At 63.4% G+C, this 17727-nt stretch carries 20 protein-coding genes and 3 tRNA genes; 11 read left to right on the top strand and 12 right to left on the bottom strand.

Going from position 1 to position 17727, the window contains the following annotated elements; all coding sequences use genetic code 11:
• Positions 1-9: 9 nt before the first annotated feature.
• The 4 genes from MUB46_RS14765 to MUB46_RS14750 form a co-directional block, all read right to left on the bottom strand.
• The gene (locus MUB46_RS14765; protein ID WP_315902742.1) at positions 10-807 is read right to left on the bottom strand and encodes an amino acid ABC transporter ATP-binding protein; all 798 of its coding nucleotides are present in this window, start codon (positions 805-807) and stop codon (positions 10-12) included.
• A gap of 11 nt (positions 808-818) precedes the next feature.
• Positions 819-2159, bottom strand: a complete 1341-nt coding sequence (locus MUB46_RS14760; RefSeq protein ID WP_261616700.1) for an amino acid ABC transporter permease — start codon at positions 2157-2159, stop codon at positions 819-821.
• An 11-nt stretch (positions 2160-2170) separates the two neighbouring features.
• Positions 2171-3358 carry an amino acid ABC transporter permease gene (locus MUB46_RS14755; RefSeq protein WP_261616699.1) on the bottom strand — a complete coding sequence of 396 codons (1188 nt, stop codon included), beginning with the start codon at positions 3356-3358 and terminating at the stop codon, positions 2171-2173.
• A gap of 171 nt (positions 3359-3529) precedes the next feature.
• Positions 3530-4549 carry an amino acid ABC transporter substrate-binding protein gene (locus MUB46_RS14750; protein ID WP_261616698.1) on the bottom strand — a complete coding sequence of 340 codons (1020 nt, stop codon included), beginning with the start codon at positions 4547-4549 and terminating at the stop codon, positions 3530-3532.
• 248 nt (positions 4550-4797) lie between these two features.
• Here MUB46_RS14750 and metC point away from each other — a divergent pair, with 248 nt between their 5' ends.
• From metC to MUB46_RS14735, 3 genes are all read left to right on the top strand, one after another.
• Positions 4798-5991, top strand: a complete 1194-nt coding sequence (gene metC, locus MUB46_RS14745) for a cystathionine beta-lyase (RefSeq protein ID WP_261616697.1) — start codon at positions 4798-4800, stop codon at positions 5989-5991.
• A 53-nt stretch (positions 5992-6044) separates the two neighbouring features.
• Complete coding sequence (locus MUB46_RS14740) at positions 6045-7013, top strand: DUF4424 domain-containing protein (protein ID WP_261616696.1); 969 nt, start codon at positions 6045-6047, stop codon at positions 7011-7013.
• A gap of 186 nt (positions 7014-7199) precedes the next feature.
• Entirely contained in the window at positions 7200-7730 is a 531-nt protein-coding gene (locus MUB46_RS14735) for an OsmC family protein (RefSeq protein ID WP_261616695.1), read from the top strand.
• 22 nt (positions 7731-7752) lie between these two features.
• Here MUB46_RS14735 and MUB46_RS14730 read toward each other — a convergent pair whose 3' ends face one another.
• From MUB46_RS14730 to MUB46_RS14700, 7 genes are all read right to left on the bottom strand, one after another.
• Positions 7753-8118: a type II toxin-antitoxin system HicB family antitoxin gene (locus MUB46_RS14730; RefSeq protein WP_261616694.1), complete on the bottom strand. Its 366-nt coding sequence runs from the start codon at positions 8116-8118 to the stop codon at positions 7753-7755.
• A 189-nt stretch (positions 8119-8307) separates the two neighbouring features.
• Positions 8308-8384, bottom strand: a tRNA-Arg gene (locus MUB46_RS14725).
• 39 nt (positions 8385-8423) lie between these two features.
• Positions 8424-8729 carry an ETC complex I subunit gene (locus MUB46_RS14720; protein ID WP_261616693.1) on the bottom strand — a complete coding sequence of 102 codons (306 nt, stop codon included), beginning with the start codon at positions 8727-8729 and terminating at the stop codon, positions 8424-8426.
• 45 nt (positions 8730-8774) lie between these two features.
• Positions 8775-8851: transfer RNA gene (locus tag MUB46_RS14715), tRNA-Pro, on the bottom strand.
• Positions 8852-8994: 143 nt separating this feature from the next.
• Positions 8995-9465, bottom strand: coding sequence for a DUF192 domain-containing protein (locus tag MUB46_RS14710; protein ID WP_261616692.1), 471 nt, complete (start codon positions 9463-9465; stop codon positions 8995-8997).
• An 8-nt stretch (positions 9466-9473) separates the two neighbouring features.
• Positions 9474-10046 carry a cold-shock protein gene (locus tag MUB46_RS14705; RefSeq protein WP_425256268.1) on the bottom strand — a complete coding sequence of 191 codons (573 nt, stop codon included), beginning with the start codon at positions 10044-10046 and terminating at the stop codon, positions 9474-9476.
• A 137-nt stretch (positions 10047-10183) separates the two neighbouring features.
• The gene (locus tag MUB46_RS14700; RefSeq protein WP_261616690.1) at positions 10184-10954 is read right to left on the bottom strand and encodes an SIR2 family NAD-dependent protein deacylase; all 771 of its coding nucleotides are present in this window, start codon (positions 10952-10954) and stop codon (positions 10184-10186) included.
• 125 nt (positions 10955-11079) lie between these two features.
• Between MUB46_RS14700 and gloA the strand changes: the two genes are divergently transcribed.
• Positions 11080-11520, top strand: coding sequence for a lactoylglutathione lyase (gene gloA, locus MUB46_RS14695; protein WP_261616689.1), 441 nt, complete (start codon positions 11080-11082; stop codon positions 11518-11520).
• Positions 11521-11587: 67 nt separating this feature from the next.
• Positions 11588-11662: transfer RNA gene (locus MUB46_RS14690), tRNA-Glu, on the top strand.
• A gap of 107 nt (positions 11663-11769) precedes the next feature.
• On the opposite strand, the gene MUB46_RS14685 is transcribed toward MUB46_RS14690, so the two are convergent.
• Positions 11770-12450 (bottom strand): GntR family transcriptional regulator, encoded by a 681-nt coding sequence (locus tag MUB46_RS14685; protein ID WP_261616688.1) that lies wholly within the window; start codon positions 12448-12450, stop codon positions 11770-11772.
• A gap of 143 nt (positions 12451-12593) precedes the next feature.
• Between MUB46_RS14685 and MUB46_RS14680 the strand changes: the two genes are divergently transcribed.
• The 6 genes from MUB46_RS14680 to MUB46_RS14655 are packed head-to-tail and all read left to right on the top strand — an operon-like array spanning position 12594 to position 17718.
• On the top strand, positions 12594-13091 hold the full coding sequence (locus MUB46_RS14680; protein WP_261616687.1) for a TRAP transporter small permease: 498 nt from the start codon (positions 12594-12596) through the stop codon (positions 13089-13091).
• A 12-nt stretch (positions 13092-13103) separates the two neighbouring features.
• Positions 13104-14390 (top strand): TRAP transporter large permease, encoded by a 1287-nt coding sequence (locus MUB46_RS14675; RefSeq protein WP_261616686.1) that lies wholly within the window; start codon positions 13104-13106, stop codon positions 14388-14390.
• Between the two features lie 19 nt (positions 14391-14409).
• Positions 14410-15423, top strand: a complete 1014-nt coding sequence (locus tag MUB46_RS14670) for a DctP family TRAP transporter solute-binding subunit (RefSeq protein WP_261616685.1) — start codon at positions 14410-14412, stop codon at positions 15421-15423.
• A gap of 22 nt (positions 15424-15445) precedes the next feature.
• Positions 15446-16414, top strand: a complete 969-nt coding sequence (locus MUB46_RS14665; protein ID WP_261616684.1) for a C-terminal binding protein — start codon at positions 15446-15448, stop codon at positions 16412-16414.
• Positions 16408-17049 carry a bifunctional 4-hydroxy-2-oxoglutarate aldolase/2-dehydro-3-deoxy-phosphogluconate aldolase gene (locus tag MUB46_RS14660; protein ID WP_261616683.1) on the top strand — a complete coding sequence of 214 codons (642 nt, stop codon included), beginning with the start codon at positions 16408-16410 and terminating at the stop codon, positions 17047-17049. The genes MUB46_RS14665 and MUB46_RS14660 overlap by 7 nt, the downstream gene beginning before the upstream one ends.
• An 18-nt stretch (positions 17050-17067) precedes the next feature.
• Positions 17068-17718 (top strand): RraA family protein, encoded by a 651-nt coding sequence (locus tag MUB46_RS14655; protein ID WP_261616682.1) that lies wholly within the window; start codon positions 17068-17070, stop codon positions 17716-17718.
• The last annotated feature ends 9 nt before the right edge of the window (positions 17719-17727 follow it).

Raw genomic sequence — 17727 nt, 5'->3', positions numbered from 1 at the left:
GCGTGATCCTCAGTGCAGGATCTGGCTGAGGAACAGCTTGGTGCGATCGTGCTGCGGGTTCTCGAAGAACGCCGTCGGCTCGTTCTGCTCGATGATCTGGCCGGCATCCATGAAGATCACCCGGTTGGCGACCTGACGGGCAAAGCCCATCTCGTGGGTCACGCACAACATCGTCATGCCGGACTGGGCGAGATCGACCATCACGTCGAGCACTTCCTTGATCATCTCGGGGTCGAGAGCCGAGGTCGGCTCGTCGAACAGCATGATGCGCGGGCTCATGCACAAGCTGCGGGCGATCGCCACACGCTGCTGCTGACCACCGGAAAGCTGACCCGGATACTTGTTGGCCTGCTCGGGAATCTTGACGCGCGTGAGGTACTCCATCGCGACCTCCTCCGCCTCCTTCTTCGGCATCTTGCGCACCCAGATCGGCGCCAACGTGCAGTTTTCCAGGATCGTCAGATGGGGGAACAGGTTGAAGTGCTGGAACACCATGCCGACCTCGCGGCGGATCTCGTCGATCTTCTTGAGGTCGTTGGTCAGCTCGATCCCATCGACGGTAATCGTGCCCTGCTGATGCTCCTCGAGCCGGTTGATGCAGCGGATCAGCGTCGACTTGCCAGAGCCGGACGGTCCGCAGATGACGATGCGCTCGCCCTTCATCACCTTCAGATTGATGTCCTTGAGGACATGGAAATCGCCGTACCATTTATGGACGTCGACCATTTCGATGGCGACTTCCTCGCCCACCTTCATCTTCGAACGATCAACCTGCGGGACCGAGCTTTCGGTGGCAGCCTCTGACATCTGTTTACTCCTCAACGTCGGTGGCCCGTGTGGAGCCGTTTTTCCATGTATATCGAATAGCGGGACATGCTGAAGCAGAACACCCAGAAGACCAAAGCGGCGAACATATATCCGGTATGGCTTTGGGTCGGCGTCGACCAGGTCGGATCGGTGTAGGACGACTGAACCTGTCCCAGAAGATCGAACAGACCGATGATCAGCACCAGCGTGGTGTCCTTGAACAGCCCGATGAACGTATTGACGATGCCGGGGATGACCAGCTTCAGGGCCTGCGGCAGCACGATCAGCCCCATCATCTTCCAGTAGCCGAGGCCCAGCGCCTGGGCACCCTCGTACTGGCCCTTCGGGATCGCCTGCAGGCCGCCGCGCACGACCTCCGCCATGTAGGCCGCGGCGAACAGCGCGACACCGATCAGCGCGCGCAGCAGCTTGTCGAAGGTCACGCCCTCCGGCAGGAACAGCGGCAGCATCACGCTGGACATGAACAGCACCGTAATCAGCGGTACGCCGCGCCAGAACTCGATGAAGATAATCGACACCAGCCGGATGATCGGCAGCTTGGACCTGCGGCCGAGCGCGAATGCGATGCCGAGCGGCAATGACGCGACGATGCCGGTGATGGCGATGACCAGTGTCACGAGGAGGCCGCCCCAGACCTCGGTCTCCACCACGGCCAGGCCGAAATCGACCGACACCAGGAACAGCACTGCGGCAATGACGGCCATCCCGGCGAGAACGCTGATGACCATTGGCTTGGGGTCGGTGGCCCCCGCCTTTGCGATACCAAACGCGACGCCGGCGAGAACGACCGTCAGGATCAGGTATTCGATCCAGAAGGATGCCGTGGATTCGGAGAATACGAAGCCGCTTAGATCGAAGTCGCCGCCCGTCAGCAGGATGAAGCCGACAACCGGGAATGCGCCGAGCATGTAGATGATGTTCGCGCGCTTGAACGGCACGCGCGGCATCAACATCGGCACCAGGCCAATGGCGAAAAGGAAGAACACCAGATTGACCCGCCAGCGTTCGGCATCGGGATAGCGCCCGTAGATGAACTGCGGCAGGTAGGCCTTAACGTAGGCCCAGCAGGCGCCCATGTGGACATTGCTGTCAGGCGGCGCCAGGCAGGCCTCCCGGTTCTCTCCCGTCCACACCGCGTTCACGAAAGCGAATTCGATCACGGGCGGAACGAGCAGCCAGACGATGTAGATGCCGATCAGCGTCAGCAGCGTGTTGGACCAGCTCGAGAACAGGTTCTTGTGCAGCCAGCCGAGTACGCCGACCTCGGAGGCGGGTGGCGGAACCTCGTCCGCCATCTCGGTGCGCACATATGCGTAATCCGTCGTAGACATCGCAGCGCCCCCTATCGTTCCACGAGCGCCATGCGCTGGTTGTACCAATTCATGAACGCCGAGGTGAGCAGGCTCAGCGACAGGTAGACCACCATCCAGATTCCGATGATCTCGATGGCCTGCCCGGTCTGATTGAGGATCGTCCCACCGACCGAAACGAGGTCGGGATAGGCGATGGCGACCGCCAGCGACGAGTTCTTGGTCAGGTTGAGATACTGGCTGGTCAGCGGCGGGATGATGACCCGCATGGCCTGCGGAATGATCACCAGCCTCAAGGTCGGACCGTTGCGAATGCCGAGCGCATGGGCGGCTTCGGTCTGGCCATGGCTGACCGCGAGTATACCGGCACGGACGATCTCGGCGATGAAGGAGGCCGTGTAAATCGACAACGCCAGCAGAAGCGCCATGAACTCCGGCGTCACCTTCACGCCGCCGACGAAATTGAAGCCCTTGAGCGCCGGATAGTCGACGCCGACGGGGAAGCCGGTGACGATCAGTCCGATAAGAGGCAGACCGACGATGAGGCCGACGGCCGTCCAGAAAACCGGGAACTGCTGGCCGGTCGTCTCCTGGCGCCTATGCGCCCAGTTCTTGATGAAGAAGACCGCAGCGATGGCGACGAGAAGCGCGATGCCGGCGAGCCCGGACCCGGATTCAAAAACCGGCCGTGGCGCGAACACCCCGCGATTGTTGACGAAGATGCTGCCCGGCAACTCGATTGAATCGCGCGGGTTAGGCACCGCGCGAAGGACGGCGAAATACCAGAAGAAAATCTGCAGCAGGAGCGGGATGTTGCGGATGATCTCGATATAGACGTAGGCGATGCGGGAGATCACCCAGTTCTGCGACAGCCGCGCGATCCCGATGACGAACCCAAGGACTGTCGCCAGGATGATGCCGATGAAGGCGACCAGCAGCGTATTGAGAAAACCGACGACGAGACCACGGCCGTAGCTGGATTCCTCGCTGTACTCGATCAGCGACTGGATGATGCCGAAGCCGGCCGTCGTATCCAGGAACGCGAAACCCGAGGCGATGTTCTGGCGCTCGAGATTGGCGACGGTGTTCGTGACGATCTGGTACCCGAAGAAGATCAGCGCCGCGATCAGCAGAAGCTGAAAGAAGATGCCGCGGATCTTCGGGTCGTAAAACAGCGAGGCGCGCGCGGATTCCGCCGGCGCTGTGTGCTGTACGGCCATAGTCCCCCTCCACTGGCAACCGGCTCGGAAATCAGCCGTCGCCAAAAACTCTGAACATCAAGCAGGAGCGGAGAACCGAAGTGCCGGCGCTGGTGCCGAGTCGTTCTTGGTGGATCCGGTGCCGCCCCTAAAAAAACCCCCGGCCGTTTCGCGGCCGGGGGTGGGAACCAATCAGCGGATCGGCGGAGCGTACAGGATCCCGCCCTTCGACCACAGCGCGTTCAAGCCGCGCGCGATCCCAAGCGGGGTGTTCGGACCGACATTGCGGTCGAAGACTTCGCCGTAATTGCCGACCGCCGCAATGGCTTTGGCCGCCCAATCGTTTTCGAGGCCGATGCCTTCCCCGAAGGCGCCTTCGGTGCCGAGCATACGCTTGATCTCCGGATTGTCGGAGTTCTTCATTTCCTCGACGTTGGCCTGGGTGACACCGAGCTCTTCGGCATTGATCAGCGCGAACAGCACCCACTTGGCGACGTTGAACCACTGATCATCGCCCTGGCGGACGACCGGCCCGAGCGGCTCCTTCGAGATGATCTCCGGCAGCACCATGTGCTCGTCCGGATTGGTCAGCTTGAGGCGCTGGGCATAGAGGCCCGAGGCGTCCGTCGTGTAGACATCGCAACGGCCCGCGTCGTAAGCGGCGACGACCTCGTCGGCCTTCTCGAAGGCGACGATCTCGTACTCCATGTTGTTGGCGCGGAAGTAGTCGGCGACGTTCAGCTCGGTGGTGGTCCCGGTGTTGGTGCATACCGAGGCGCCGGACAGCTCGAGGGCCGAAGACACGCCGAGCGACTTGCGGACCATGAAGCCCTGGCCGTCGTAGTAGTCGACGCCGGCGAAGTTCAGGCCGAGCGAGGTATCACGCCCCATCGTCCACGTGGTGTTGCGCGACAGGATATCGATTTCACCCGACTGCAGGGCGGTGAACCGCTCCTTGGCGGACAACGGCGTGAACTTCACGGCGTCGCCGTCGCCGAAGATCGCCGCGGCGACCGCACGGCAATAATCGACGTCGAGGCCGGTCCAGTTGCCCTTATCGTCGGGATTGGAAAACCCGGGCAGCCCCTGGCTCACGCCGCATTGAACGAAGCCCTTCCCCTTGACGTCGTCGAGCGTCGCGGCAGATGCCGCCGTAGCCGCGACCAGCCCGAACGCTGCGCCGAGGAATACCGGCATAAGTTTGTTTCTCATCATGCAGCCTTCTCTGTTACCCGTTGGATCACATGAGGTTTCCGTGTAGATCGGTCCCGATCGTGCGCCGGGTTCCGTCCTTGTCACACCCCCACTGGTGAGTGGCCCGCGCAGGCCCCGGAGGAACCACGGTCGGGCCAGACCTACGCATCACAGGCGATTATGACCGTCTGGTCAAGACTTTCGGACATGTCGCATCACGACCGAGAGCGTCAGTAACCGCAAAGACGAGAGAAGAATTAAGTACTATGGGAAAGACAAACTACAGGCGCACGCACCACGTCGATACGGACATTGTTACTGTCGGGCGCACCCCGGAGGAACAATTCGGATACGTCAATCCACCGGTTTATCGCGGCTCGACTGTCCTCTATCCCGACACGGCGCATTTCGAACGGCGCGATGCCCGTTATCCCTACGGGCGGTACGGCAGCCCGACGACGGATTCTCTCGAAGCCGCGATGACCCTGCTCGAAGGCGGCGCCGGCACCGTCCTGGCCTCGTCCGGCCTCGCCGCGATCGCCATCGCGCTGCAGTCGCAGCTCAAGGCCGGCGACCATCTGCTGGTGACAGACTCCTGCTATGCGCCGACGCGCGGTTTCTGCAATGGGGTCATGACGCGGTTCGGCGTGTCCGTCGAGTACTACGACCCGCGGATTGGCGCCGGCATCGCAGATCTGATCCGGCCCGAGACCGCGGTGATCTTTCTCGAGTCTCCCGGCTCGCATACCTTTGAAGTCCAAGACATCCCTGCAATTGTCGCGATCGCGAAGAAACACGATATCGCGACCATCATCGACAACACCTGGGCAACGCCGTTGTTCTTCCGCCCGCTCGACGTCGGGGTCGATATCGCAATCCATGCGGCGACGAAATATATCGGCGGCCACTCGGACGTAATGCTCGGCACGGTCACCGCCAACGAGAAGACCTGGCCGGCGCTCAAGGCAACCTGGCACATGGTCGGCGAATGCGCGGGCCCGGACGTGGTGTGGCTGGGACAGCGCGGGCTGCGGACGCTTTCGGCCCGCCTGAAGCGACAGATGGCGGCGGGGATCGAGGTCGCCGGCTGGCTGGAAACCCAACCGGAGGTCGCGCGCGTGCTGCATCCAGCCCTGGAGAGCCATCCCGACCACGCGCTCTGGAAGCGTGACTTCAAGGGCGCGACATCGTTGTTTTCCGTCGTGATGAATCCCGGACCGAAGGAAGCGTTCGCCGCTTTCCTCGACGGTCTCGAGCTGTTCGGTATCGGCGCCTCTTGGGGCGGATACGAGAGCCTGTGTTTGCCGTTCGATCCACGGGCGGTACGGACGGCCACGACATGGCACGCGGACGGCCCGGCCGTGCGGTTCCATATCGGCCTCGAGGACACCGGCGACATCATCGAAGACCTCAAGGCCGGCCTGGAGCGCTGGCGCAAGGCCGGTGGCGGAGCCGGATAGGAGCGAAACCGCAACCGCGCTAGGATCGGCAGGATCTGTCCGGGAGCTCTTCCATGCGCACGCCGATTGCCGCGTTTATACTAGCCGCGGGCCTGGTCGCACCGGCCTGGGCGAACGACTCCTCCGCCGTGCTCGGGGCGGGCGGCATTCGGCTGGTGCCCAATTGGGACATCGTGCTCGACCAGGAAGATCTCTATCTTTCGCCGAACCAGGTGGCGGTGCGCTACGTGTTCCGCAACACGACGGAAGAGCCGATCCGGCTTCTCGTCGCCTTCCCCCTGCCGGATGTCGACATGGCGGACCTGTTCGAGGCGCCCGTCGACATCCCGTCGCCCGAAAGCGACAACTTCGTCGACTTCCAGGTGATCGCGAACGGAGCGCCCGTCGACATCCAGATCGACAGGCGCGCGATCGCGCAGGGCATCGACCGGACCGCGCTGCTGGAAAGCCTGGCGATCCCGCTCAATCCGTTTTCCGAGAAGACCTACGCCGCGCTCGCGGCGATCGATCCGTCGACGTCCGCGGACCTGCGGCGTCTCGGTGTCGGGCATTCCTATGAACCGCACGACCCGCTCCAGCCGTTCTGGACACTTGAGACGGTGTTCTACTGGGAGCAGGAGTTTCCGCCACAGGCAGAGACCGTCATCGAACATCGCTACCGCCCGGTGGTCGGCCAGGGATTCTTCGGCGACTACGTCTTCGATCCCGGCGACCCGTCCGGCTATGTCGGCGATTACTGCATCGACGCGTCGACGCAATCGGCCATCCGCAAGCGCCTGCAGCAATCCGGCGGCGACTACCTGATCGAGCACCGTCTGTCCTACATCCTGACGACGGCGCGCAACTGGCAGGGGAAGATCGGACGGTTCCGGCTGATCATCGACAAGTCGGATCCGTCCTGGCTCGTCTCCCTGTGCCTCGACGGCCTGAAGAAGATCGCCCCGGCACAGTTCGAATTCACGGCGACGGACTACGTGCCGGACGGGGACATCGAAATCCTGTACCTGTCGCCGCCCCGGTAACCGCCAGGCCCCGGTCGGCGCCTGGAGGCGGCGCCGCCGGACGGTCCTGGTACCGGGCGCTATTGCCGTCGCCCGGGTTCGGGCGCAGTATTTGAGACAACAACAAAAGCGCACCCGACATATGGCACTCGCCAAACGGAGCGCGGCGGGCAAGCGACAATGGGGCGCTCCAGGGGAAGAGGATCAATGACGACACCTTCTGCCAACGAAAAAAGCTTCGATCAGGCCGCCCTCATGGGGCTGATCAACGCTATCAAGGAGGACCCCGAGGTCGGAAAGACCGTCTGGAAGGCGAGCACCAAATGGCTCGGCGGATTCCGCAGTCAGGCGCAGATCCGCGACTTCACTATCGGAATGGACGAGCCCACCGGACTCGGAGGCTCGGATACCGGCCCCAACATGGTCGAGGTCGTGCTCGGTGCGTACGGCTGCTGCCTGACGACGGGCTACGCGGCCAATGCCGCGTTGCGCGGTATCGATTTGGAAGACATCCAGATCGACCTCGAAGGCGATCTCGACCTAAACGCGTTCCTGGGATTGCAGACACCGCAGCAGTGCTGCCCGGGCTACACCAATGTCCGCGCCAAGGTGACACTGAAGGCACCGGACGCAACACCCGAGCAGATTGCCGAGTTGCACGAAGCGGTGAAGGCGACGTCGCCCGTCGGGGCGATCCTCGGACGCCCGGTCGAAGTCGTGACCGAGTTGCACACCTGATTGCCGTACCGCGACCGGCGCATCACGCGCGCCGGCGCGGCCTTTCCTCTCCGTAGAAGCCATACTGGGCGGCCATCCCGGCTGCGGCATGGCGCAACGTCGTGCCCTGGTACGGGTCGATCGCCCTGAGCACGGCCCCGACCATCCGACGGGCAAGCTGCGGGTCGTCGTTCGCCGCCAGAAGCATCTCGCCCGGCGTTCGCGCCGGCGGCGGCAGGTCGTCGGATACGAGCCATTCGGAAAGATGTTCGGTCAGCGCACGTTGTGCATTGGCCGTCGCCTCGTCGAGGCTGCGCCCCGACGAGCGGCAAGCGGGAAGATCAGGAAAGCTCACGCGCCATTCGAGGCCGTCGAGCGGATAATGAATCAACGCGATGTATCCAGTCATCGTAGTGCCTCCCTGGCAGCGCCTTTCGGGACCGGCCTATGCCGGTGCCGCGCTACCTGTACGCACTATCGCCGATCGTCATGGCCGTATGATGTCAGGCCGGTGACGATCGCACGTCGACTTAGGGTCACTCTCGCCACGATGCTCGCACGGCGATTCACAAAACACGCATAAGACGCTGAAAATAAATGGCGACCCCGGCAGGACTCGAACCTGCGACATGCAGCTTAGAAGGCTGCCGCTCTATCCAGCTGAGCTACGGGGCCGTCGTTCGGGGCTTGCCCTTCGAGGGAACAACCGCTGGGTCAGTGTGTCCACTGACCGATCCGGTTGTACCGGAAATTATCGGAATAGGCGACGCTGCGGCGCTTGGGTTCGTGCGGTTCGGATACGGTATAGGGAATCCGATTTCGCTCGGCGTATTCGATGGCCGCTTCCTTTGTCGGGAAGGTCAGCCGCAGCTGCTGCTTCATGTCGGCCGAGCTGGTGTAGCCCATCAGCGGCTCGAGCGAACGGGGAACCTCCTGCTCGAACTGCAGCACCCACGCCTGGGTCCTGGCCCTGCCGGATTGCATCGCCGTCTTGGCAGGCTTGAAGATCCGCGCCGACATGTTTCGAACTCCCAAGCTCCGGCCCGCTCGTGATCGGGGGTCGATTGGTCGGGGCAGCAAGATTCGAACTTGCGACCCCCTGCTCCCAAAGCAGGTGCTCTACCAGGCTGAGCTATACCCCGAGCCGCCCCCGAAAAGGTATCCGGGTATCTAGCGATTCAAGGGCCCGGCCGCAAGCAGCCACGTCCACTGCGATCCACTTCTGCATATTGGATCGCGACCGGGACCGGCCACCGCGCCTGTCGCAGCGTATCCTGGGCGACACCTATTCGGCGTTGCCGAACATCTCGTGGCGGACGATATCGCCGCGCTTCAGCCCGATCCTGTCGGCAATGCCGGCATTCAGTTCCAGCACGGACCGCACCGGTCCCTTCGAGGAAACGATATCGAGCGAAAACGGTGTCGTGCTGCGCGCGATGCGATGCACGGTGCCGTCGGCCTTGATGAACACCATGTCCAGCGAAATGTAGGTGTTCTTCATCCACATGGACGATTCTTCGTCGACACCGAAGTCGAACAGCATGCCCGCGTCGTCGGCCATCGACTGACGGTACATCAGGCCACGCCCGCGCTCCTGCGCCGTCACCGCCATTTCGACGGTGAAGGGATGCGTGCCGCTTTCGGTCTCGATGACGATCCTCGACGTTTCGAACGCGGCCGCGGGCAGGCTCGCGAGCACAACCCAGAACGCAAGAAGCGCGGCAAACGCCGCGCCCCATTGTCGATTGGTCTGCATGGTCGAGGTCAATGGGAGGGCGGACCGCCGCCGCCGTCGGGACGGATCTCCGCGGCCATCAGGCCCTTCGGGCCGTTCCCGAAACGCACCAGCAGCGTCTGTCCGGGACGCAGTTCGGTGAAGCCGAAGCGACGCAGCGTCTCCATGTGGACGAAGATGTCCGGCGTCCCCTCGCCGCGCGAGAGGAAGCCATAGCCGCGAACCCGGTTGAACCATTTCACCTCGACGCGCTCGAATTCGCTTGTCGGTGTGACGTTGACATGGGTGCGCGGCGGAACCTGGGCGGGATGGACCGCGGTGGACTCGTCGATCGAAACGATGCGGAAGGCCTGCAGCCCCTTCGGACGGTCGAGGGCCTCGCACACGATGCGCGCGCCCTCATATGCTGTCTGGTAGCCATCGCGCCGTAAGCAGGTGACATGCAGAAGCACGTCGGGCAGGCCATTGTCGGGAACGATGAAACCGTACCCCTTGCCCGCATCAAACCATTTGATCGTGCCGACGATTTCGATGACGTCGACCGACCCTTCCTCGCTTGGCTCTATGGCCACGCCTATTTCTGGCGTGTGCTTGGCCCCCATTCCAGACTCCAACGTCTTTACGCGACGTTTGACGACGTCAGCCGCCGCCCTCTGATCGCCCCCGATTCGATAGAAGAATATCATCGCATCATCTTCGTGGAAGACCAAATCGACGAAGCATTGCGATCATGACCAGTTCAGTTGTTGAGTGTGGATAACGGCTCCAGGACCGACCCGATATCGTCGCTGACGACGAGATCCGCATAAGGGTCCAGGTCGGTTGCTTCGCGATTTAGGATAACAAGCCGAGCGCCGTTTCGTTTCGCCATCAGTGGAAAACCCGCCGCCGGATAGACGACGAGCGACGACCCGATCGCCAGGAAAAGATCGCAGTCCTCCGTCGCGGCTTCGGCGCGCAGCATCTCCTCCTGCGGCATCGCCTGACCGAAGGAGACGGTCGCCGTCTTGACGATGCCGCCGCAGGCGCGGCATCCGGGCGCTTCGCCCGTCGCCTCGAACGCCATGCGGATGTCGTCGATCTCGTGACGCAGGCCACAGTCGAGGCAATGGGCGTATGTCGCGTTGCCGTGCAGTTCGATGACGCGGTTCTCCGGCACGCCGGACATCTGATGCAGGTTGTCGATGTTCTGCGTGATGACGTTCCGGACTTTTCCAATCCGCACCAGATGCGCGATCGCGTTGTGGCCGCGGCCCGGACGCGCGGCGCGGAAGGCCGGCTCCATGGCGAACTTGCGCCGCCATGCTTCGGCGCGCATCTGCGCCGACGACATGTAGTCCTGGAATTCGATCGGGCGGTATTTCGTCCACAGGCCGCCGGGGCTGCGGAAATCCGGAATACCGCATTCGGTGGAGATGCCGGCCCCCGTGAACACGACGACGCGTTCGGCGTCGCGCACCATGCGGATGAGCGCCCTGGCCGGCGGTTCGAGATCGTCCATCAGTCCCATCGCTTCCGTCCAGCTGGTATGCCGCCGCGGGTCTTGGCTCCGGGCGCGCCCCGCCTTAGTTTGCCCGTCGAACGCTCGGGACGAAAGATGCCCGTGCCCTGCCCTAACGCCCACGGAGGCTCACCGTGAAATTCCTTCACACCATGGTCCGCGTCACCAGCGTCGACGACTCGCTCGACTTCTATTGCAACAAGCTCGGCATGGTCGAGGTGACCCGCAACGACTATCCCGAGGGTCGCTTCACTCTGATCTTCCTGGCCGCTCCCGAGGACGCGGACCGGGCGCGGGACGAACGCGCGCCGATGCTGGAGCTCACCTTCAACTGGGATCCCGAGTCCTACGACGAGGGGCGCAACTTCGGGCACCTCGCCTTCGTCGTCGACGATATCTATGCGACCTGCGAGAAGCTTATGGCCGCCGGCGTCACCATCAACCGTCCGCCGCGCGACGGCCGGATGGCGTTCGTGCGCTCGCCGGACAATATCTCTATCGAGCTGCTGCAAAAAGGCGAGGCATTGCCGAAAGCAGAGCCCTGGGCGTCGATGCCGAACACCGGCAAGTGGTGAACTTTTCCCTATAAGCCGACACCCTGTTGCAGACGGCGCAAATCCCTTCTATATCCGTGCCGGCGCTGCTCCCTTCGTCTATCGGTTAGGACGCCAGATTTTCAATCTGGAAAGAGGGGTTCGACTCCCCTAGGGAGCGCCACTTTCTCCCGTCAGACTTATTGAGCCTCAGCCTCGTCGCAGAACGGACGCGGGCCCGACCTTCGCTGCCCTGCCCCGCAGCCTACGGCGTCAGCGCGGCCAAGACGGTCAGTCGTCGGCGGAATGCAGTTCCGGAATCCTGGTCGCGTCGTTCCAGTAGGAACCTTCTTTCCGGTCGATGTGCGCCTTCAAAATCTCCAGAGCCCGGTCCGTGTCCCGATCCTTCACGGCCTCCACCAGATCCAGGTGCTCGCGATAGGATTTCGCCAGGTGGTCCGGGTGCCGCCCCAACCGGTTTCGCAGGGCTGCCATTTTCGGCGCAACGGTCTGGTAGGCGTCGTTCAGGAACCGGTTGCCCGAGCAATCCAACAGGTGCTGATGGAATTCCGTGTCCAGCGCCAGGTACAGCGAGACATCATCACGCTGGCGCGCGTCCGTCATTCGCGTCACGCAATCCGAAAGACTTGCGTAGAGCCGGTCCGGGTTCGCCCGAATCGCGGCGGCCATCGCCGTGGTCTCGAGACAGACGCGTGCGTCGCATAGCTTGGCCAGCTCCTCCGGCTCGAGACAAAAGACGAAGGTGCCGCGCTGCGGCCTGACGGTCAGGAGCCCCTCGATCTCGAGGCGGTTGATTGCCTCGCGTACCGGAGTGCGGCTGACATTGAGATCATTGGCAATACGCACCTCGGACAGGTGACTGCCGAGATCCAGTTCACCTTTGACGATCCAGTCCCGCAGGGTCTCGGTTACCAGTTCCGTCAGTGATTTCGGGCGATCTAACGATTTCATGGCTCGTTCCTTGCGCCGGCGCGCGAGCGCCTTAGGCCAGCGCGCAGGGCGACGCCTAGCACATATAGGTTCGCGTTGACAGGTGGCATACTGTATGCCAGCCTTTGCTCAACGAACAAGAATGCGCTGTGGGAGGTATGGCGTTGCGCGCGCTGGAGTGCTGGATCGTCGCGCTGAATCGGGCCCTGGTGGCGATCGTCCTGGCGATCGTCTTCGCGATCGTTTTCATCAATGTGGTCGGCCGCTACGGCTTCAACACGTCCTTTGCGTGGGCGGAGGAAGTCGCCCGGCACCTGATGATCCTCGGCGCCTTCGCCGGCGCGGGGCTGGCGCTGCGCGAAGGCCGTCTGGTGGCCATCGACGCCCTGCCCATCATGCTTCCGCGCAGATACGAGCTCGCGTTGCGCTGGGCGATCGTCGCGGTGATGTTCGTCTTCATGGCCGTGATGGGCTGGCTCGGGATCCGGTTCGTCGAATTCGGCTGGAACAAGGAGACGATGTCGACGGGCATCTCGCGCGGGATCCCCTATCTCGCGATCCCGATCGGGTGCGCGCTCTTCCTCGTCCAACTCGCGTTCTTCGCCAAACGCTTCGTCGCGCAGGACTTCGAAATTCAGGCCGGTGGCGCGTCGGTCGAATAGGTGTCCTGAGCCGTGGCCAATACCCTCATCCTCCTGTTCTTCGCGACCCTGTTCCTGGGGGTCCCGGTCGCGTTCACGATGGGGATTGCCGGCATTACTGCGGTCCTGATCGACGGGTCTTTGAACCCGCTGATCGCGACACAGCGCATGTTCGCCGGCATCGACAGCTTTCCGCTCATGGCGGTACCGTTCTTCATCCTCGCATCGGAACTGATGACGGCATGCGGACTCACCAACGCGCTGCTGCGGTTCGCCAACGCCCTGGTCGGCCATCTGCGCGGCGGGCTCGGGCACGTCAACATCCTGGTCTCGATGCTGTTTGCCGGCATAAGCGGATCGGCCCTGGCCGACGCTGCGGGACCGTCGGCCATCGTGATGCGGATGATGCGCCAGGCGGGCTACGACAAGAACTATGCCGGAGCGTTGTCCGCGGCCACCGCAACCATCGGCCCCATCATCCCGCCTTCGATCCTGGCCGTGATCTTCGCCATTTCCACGAACGGCGTGACGGTCGCGGGTCTGTTCCTGGCGGGAATCGTTCCGGGCGTTCTTCTTGGGATCGGCCTGGCCATCGCCAACCACATCGTATCGACCCGCAATGGCTATCGCGGCCGAGACAGCCGCGCCGACTTCACCGAACTGCGCAATGCCACGCTGGCCGCCCTGCCCGCGATCATCATGCCCGCGATCATCCTGGGCGGCATCCTGCTCGGTATCTTCACGCCGACCGAAGCCGGCGCGGTCGCATCGGCCTACGCGCTCCTGCTCGGCTTCGTTGCGCGCGCCTTCACCCTGAGGGGGCTGTACGACGCCTTCACTCGCGCGGCGATCGTCACCGCATCGGTCTTCCTGATCGTCGCTATGGCATCGATCTTCGCCTGGCTGTTGACCTATCTGCAGATTCCTCAGGATCTGGCAAAGGCGGTTGCCGGCCTCACCGACTCGAAGATCGGCATCCTGCTCATTCTGGCCGGCTTCGCTCTCGTCTGCGGCTTTTTCATCGACACCCTGCCCGCACTGATCATCCTGACGCCGGTCCTCGGCCCCATCGCCTATTCCGCCGGGATCGATCCGTTGCAGTTCGGGATGATGCTCGTCCTGAACCTCACCATCGGCATGATCACGCCGCCCGTCGGGCCGGTTCTCTTCGTCATCGCTGCGGTCGGCAAGCTCCGGATCGAGGCGCTGTCAAAGGCCGTCCTGCCGCTGCTTTTCGCCGAGCTCATCGTGCTGATGCTGGTCATCCTCGTGCCCGGCATCACCACCTTCGTGCCGAACCTGTTCGGCTTCGCCAACTGAACTGAAAGGGAGGATTGTTATGAAACACACATCAAAAATCCTAATGGCAACCGCCGCGATCGGCCTGATCGCGGGCACATCGGCGGCCTTCTCGAAAGACCTCAAGTACGCGCATTTCCAGTCCGCGGACCTGAGCTCGCCGAAGCACGCCGCCGCGCTGGCCTTCGAGAGCTGCGTCGAGGGCAAGACGTCGGGTTCGATCGATGTCCAGATCTTCCCCGCCTCCCAACTCGGTGGCGGTTCGGAGATCATGGAAGGCCTGCAACTTGGAACCGTCCAGATGGCCGCGGTCCACGACGGGCCGATCTCGGCGGTCTACAAGCCGTTCTCGGTCCTCGCCATTCCCTACATCTTCGACGATCAGGCGATGGCTTGGTCGGTCATGGACGGTGAGTTCGGTGATGCCATGGCCGAAGACATGCTGGCCAAGACCGGAATCCGCATGTTCGGCGTGGCCGACAACGGGGTCCGCAACTTCACCAACAACGTGCGCCCCGTGGCCGAGCCCAAGGACATGGAAGGCCTGAAGATGCGCGTCATGACGGCCCCGGTCTGGGTGACGCTCGTCGAAAGCCTCGGCGCGTCGGCCACCCCGGTGCCGTGGCCAGAACTGCCCGGCGCCCTGCAGCAGGGCGTTGTCGACGGCCAGGAGAACGGCGTGACCAACATCGTCAACGCGTCCCTGTACCAGCACCAGAAATACGTCTCGCTCGATGGCCACGTGTTCAGCTGGCACGCGTATCTGATGTCCGAGGATTTCTTTCAGGGCCTCAGCGACGCCGAGAAGACGGCCGTCACCCAGTGCGTCGAGATCGCCAAGACGATCCACCGTGGCATGACCGCGGCACAGGATGCCAACGCCACGGCGATCCTGTCCGAAAAGGGCATGGAGGTCGTTCCGGTCAGCCCCGACCAGAAGGCCAAGTTCCGTGCCGCGGCCCAGCCGAAGGTGCGTGAATTCGTCGTCAGCGAAATCGGCGCCGAATGGCCCGATCGCCTGGATGCGGCCGTCGAGGCCTACCGGAACCAGTAAGCAAGTGCAGCGAGTCCACGTCATGCCGACACGAACGGTTGCCGTTCTGGAACCGGGCTACGCCACCTATGATACCGAACGGACCATCCTGTCCGAACAGGATGTCCGGGTCGTCCCGGTGGGTGTCGGCAGCGACGCGGTCTCCGCCCTGCGCGAGCTCGATCCGGTGGCGGTCATGGTGCGCGAGCGCCCCGTGACCGCCGCCGAGTTCGGCAGCTGCCCGAGCCTCAAGGTCGTCGTCCGCTATGGAGTGGGCGTCGACAATATCGATCTGGACTGCGCGTCGCGCCGGGGCATCTATGTGGCCAACATCCCCGACTACGGCGCGGACAACGAGGTCAGCGAACATGCCCTGGCGCTGTATCTGTCGGTCCAGCGCCGCATTCCCGGCCGTGACCGGGACGTGCGCCTCGGCAAGTGGGGCATCGGACAGAGCGAGACGATTCCGAGCCGGGAGAATGCGACGCTCGGCCTCATCGGCTGCGGCCGCATCGGCCTGGCCACGGCCGGGAAGTTCCGGGCCCTCGGCTTCGGGCGCGTGCTGGCGTTCGACCCGTATCTGAGCGCGGAGCGCGCGGCATCCGCCGACGTCGACCTCGTCGACCTCGATACGCTGTGCAGACTGGCCGACGTCGTCAGCCTCCACGCGCCTTTGACCGAAGACACCCGCCATATCCTGGACGGGGGAAAGATCGCGCTGATGAAGCCCCAGTCCATCGTCGTCAACGTATCCCGCGGCGGACTGGTCGACGAAGCCGCCCTCGCCGCCGCATTGCACGAAGGCAGGATTTTCGGTGCCGGCATAGACGTGTTCGAATCCGAACCCGTCTCGCCGGACAACCCGCTGCTGTCCGCGCCCAACACGGTGATTACCGATCACACCGCCTGGTACTCGGAACGGTCCGTCGCGGTGCTCCAGACGAACGCCGCCAGTGAAGTGAAGCGCGTGTTGACCGGAGAGCCGCCGATGAGCTGGGTGAACCGATGGTAGATCGTTTCATCGACAGATTGCGCGCCGCGCGCGTCGTGCCCGTGATCCGCCATGACGACCCTGGAATTGCCGAACAGGCGTGCGGGCTGCTGGCGGCGGAAGGCGTCTCCATACTCGAGATAACAATGACCGTGCCCGGCGCGATCGCGCTGATCGCCACCCTGCGCGATCGGTTCCCGAATGCCTGCATCGGCGCCGGCACCGTGCTTTCGGCGGACGACGCGGACGCCGCCATCGGCGCAGGCGCCGAGTTCCTGGTTTCGCCGTGCTGGAACGACGGCGCTGCCAGAACCGCCCTGAAGGGCGGCATCCCCTATCTTCCGGGCGCCATGACGCCCGGCGAGATCCTGCATCACGCCGAAGCCGGCGCAGCGGTGGTCAAGGTGTTTCCGGCCGATGCCGCGGGCGGGCCAGGATTCCTGAAGGCGATTCGCGCGGTCTTTCCGCATATCCCGATCATGCCGACCGGCGGCGTCTCGCCCGAGACCGCGCAGGCCTACCTGGACGCCGGCGCCATCTGCGTGGGGATAGGCGGGAATCTTCTGCCGGCGAAGGCACTCGAAGCAGGACGAACCGACGAGGCTCGTGATCAGATCCGAGCCGCCTTGTCCGCCATTCAATTTTCCCAAGCCTGAAAGAACGAGGACACTGACATGACCCTAGACGAACTCGTCGCCGGATTCCGCAAGGTCGCGACCGCTTCGGTTGCCGACGCCGTCGACAAGGTGGCCGGAAAATCCGGACTCCTCAGTCACGAGATCCGCCCGCGCATCAACGAGAACAAGATCGTCGGCCCGGCGGTTACGGTTCTGGAAGGCCCGACCGACGAGTTCGTGCCGCCACAGCACGCACTGGACGCGATCGACGAGGCGGACGCGGGGTCCGTTATCGTGATCTCGACCAACGGCAAGGTCGACGTGGCGATCTGGGGTGGCCTGATGGCCGCCGGCGCAGTCGCCAACAAACACGAGGCTGCCGTGCTCGACGGCGGGATCCGCGACATCGTCGAGATCCGGCGCGACTACGATTTCCCGATCTACTCGCGGACCGTGTGCCCCGGTACGACGCTGGGTCGCGCCAAGACACTCGCTTCGAACATCGAAGTCGACATGGGCGGCGTGATCGTCCATCCCGGCGATCTCATCGTTGGTGACATCGACGGCGTCGTCGTCGTTCCGCGCCAGCACGCCGAGGCCGTTCTCGAGATGGCGCAGGAAATCGACATGCGCGAAGCCGAGCAGGCCAAACTGATCATCGAAAGCAAGTCGCTGCGCGACGGTCTGGCCCGGTACGGCCGGATCTAGGAATGCCGT

The sequence above is a fragment of the Microbaculum marinisediminis genome (genome assembly GCF_025397915.1).
Classification (GTDB): Bacteria; Pseudomonadota; Alphaproteobacteria; order Rhizobiales; family Tepidamorphaceae; genus Microbaculum; species Microbaculum marinisediminis.
This window is presented reverse-complemented; position numbering and strand designations above follow the sequence as displayed.

Excerpts from the sequence above, each read along its gene's own strand:
- MUB46_RS14765 (WP_315902742.1), bottom strand. The coding sequence starts at position 807 with ATGTCAGAGGCTGCCACCGAAAGCTCGGTCCCGCAGGTTGATCGTTCG.
- MUB46_RS14760 (WP_261616700.1), bottom strand. The coding sequence starts at position 2,159 with ATGTCTACGACGGATTACGCATATGTGCGCACCGAGATGGCGGACGAG.
- MUB46_RS14755 (WP_261616699.1), bottom strand. The coding sequence starts at position 3,358 with ATGGCCGTACAGCACACAGCGCCGGCGGAATCCGCGCGCGCCTCGCTG.
- MUB46_RS14750 (WP_261616698.1), bottom strand. The coding sequence starts at position 4,549 with ATGAGAAACAAACTTATGCCGGTATTCCTCGGCGCAGCGTTCGGGCTG.
- metC (WP_261616697.1), top strand. The coding sequence starts at position 4,798 with ATGGGAAAGACAAACTACAGGCGCACGCACCACGTCGATACGGACATT.
- MUB46_RS14740 (WP_261616696.1), top strand. The coding sequence starts at position 6,045 with ATGCGCACGCCGATTGCCGCGTTTATACTAGCCGCGGGCCTGGTCGCA.
- MUB46_RS14735 (WP_261616695.1), top strand. The coding sequence starts at position 7,200 with ATGACGACACCTTCTGCCAACGAAAAAAGCTTCGATCAGGCCGCCCTC.
- MUB46_RS14730 (WP_261616694.1), bottom strand. The coding sequence starts at position 8,118 with ATGACTGGATACATCGCGTTGATTCATTATCCGCTCGACGGCCTCGAA.
- MUB46_RS14720 (WP_261616693.1), bottom strand. The coding sequence starts at position 8,729 with ATGTCGGCGCGGATCTTCAAGCCTGCCAAGACGGCGATGCAATCCGGC.
- MUB46_RS14710 (WP_261616692.1), bottom strand. The coding sequence starts at position 9,465 with ATGCAGACCAATCGACAATGGGGCGCGGCGTTTGCCGCGCTTCTTGCG.
- MUB46_RS14705 (WP_425256268.1), bottom strand. The coding sequence starts at position 10,046 with ATGGGGGCCAAGCACACGCCAGAAATAGGCGTGGCCATAGAGCCAAGC.
- MUB46_RS14700 (WP_261616690.1), bottom strand. The coding sequence starts at position 10,954 with ATGGGACTGATGGACGATCTCGAACCGCCGGCCAGGGCGCTCATCCGC.
- MUB46_RS14685 (WP_261616688.1), bottom strand. The coding sequence starts at position 12,450 with ATGAAATCGTTAGATCGCCCGAAATCACTGACGGAACTGGTAACCGAG.
- MUB46_RS14670 (WP_261616685.1), top strand. The coding sequence starts at position 14,410 with ATGAAACACACATCAAAAATCCTAATGGCAACCGCCGCGATCGGCCTG.
- MUB46_RS14665 (WP_261616684.1), top strand. The coding sequence starts at position 15,446 with ATGCCGACACGAACGGTTGCCGTTCTGGAACCGGGCTACGCCACCTAT.
- MUB46_RS14660 (WP_261616683.1), top strand. The coding sequence starts at position 16,408 with ATGGTAGATCGTTTCATCGACAGATTGCGCGCCGCGCGCGTCGTGCCC.
- MUB46_RS14655 (WP_261616682.1), top strand. The coding sequence starts at position 17,068 with ATGACCCTAGACGAACTCGTCGCCGGATTCCGCAAGGTCGCGACCGCT.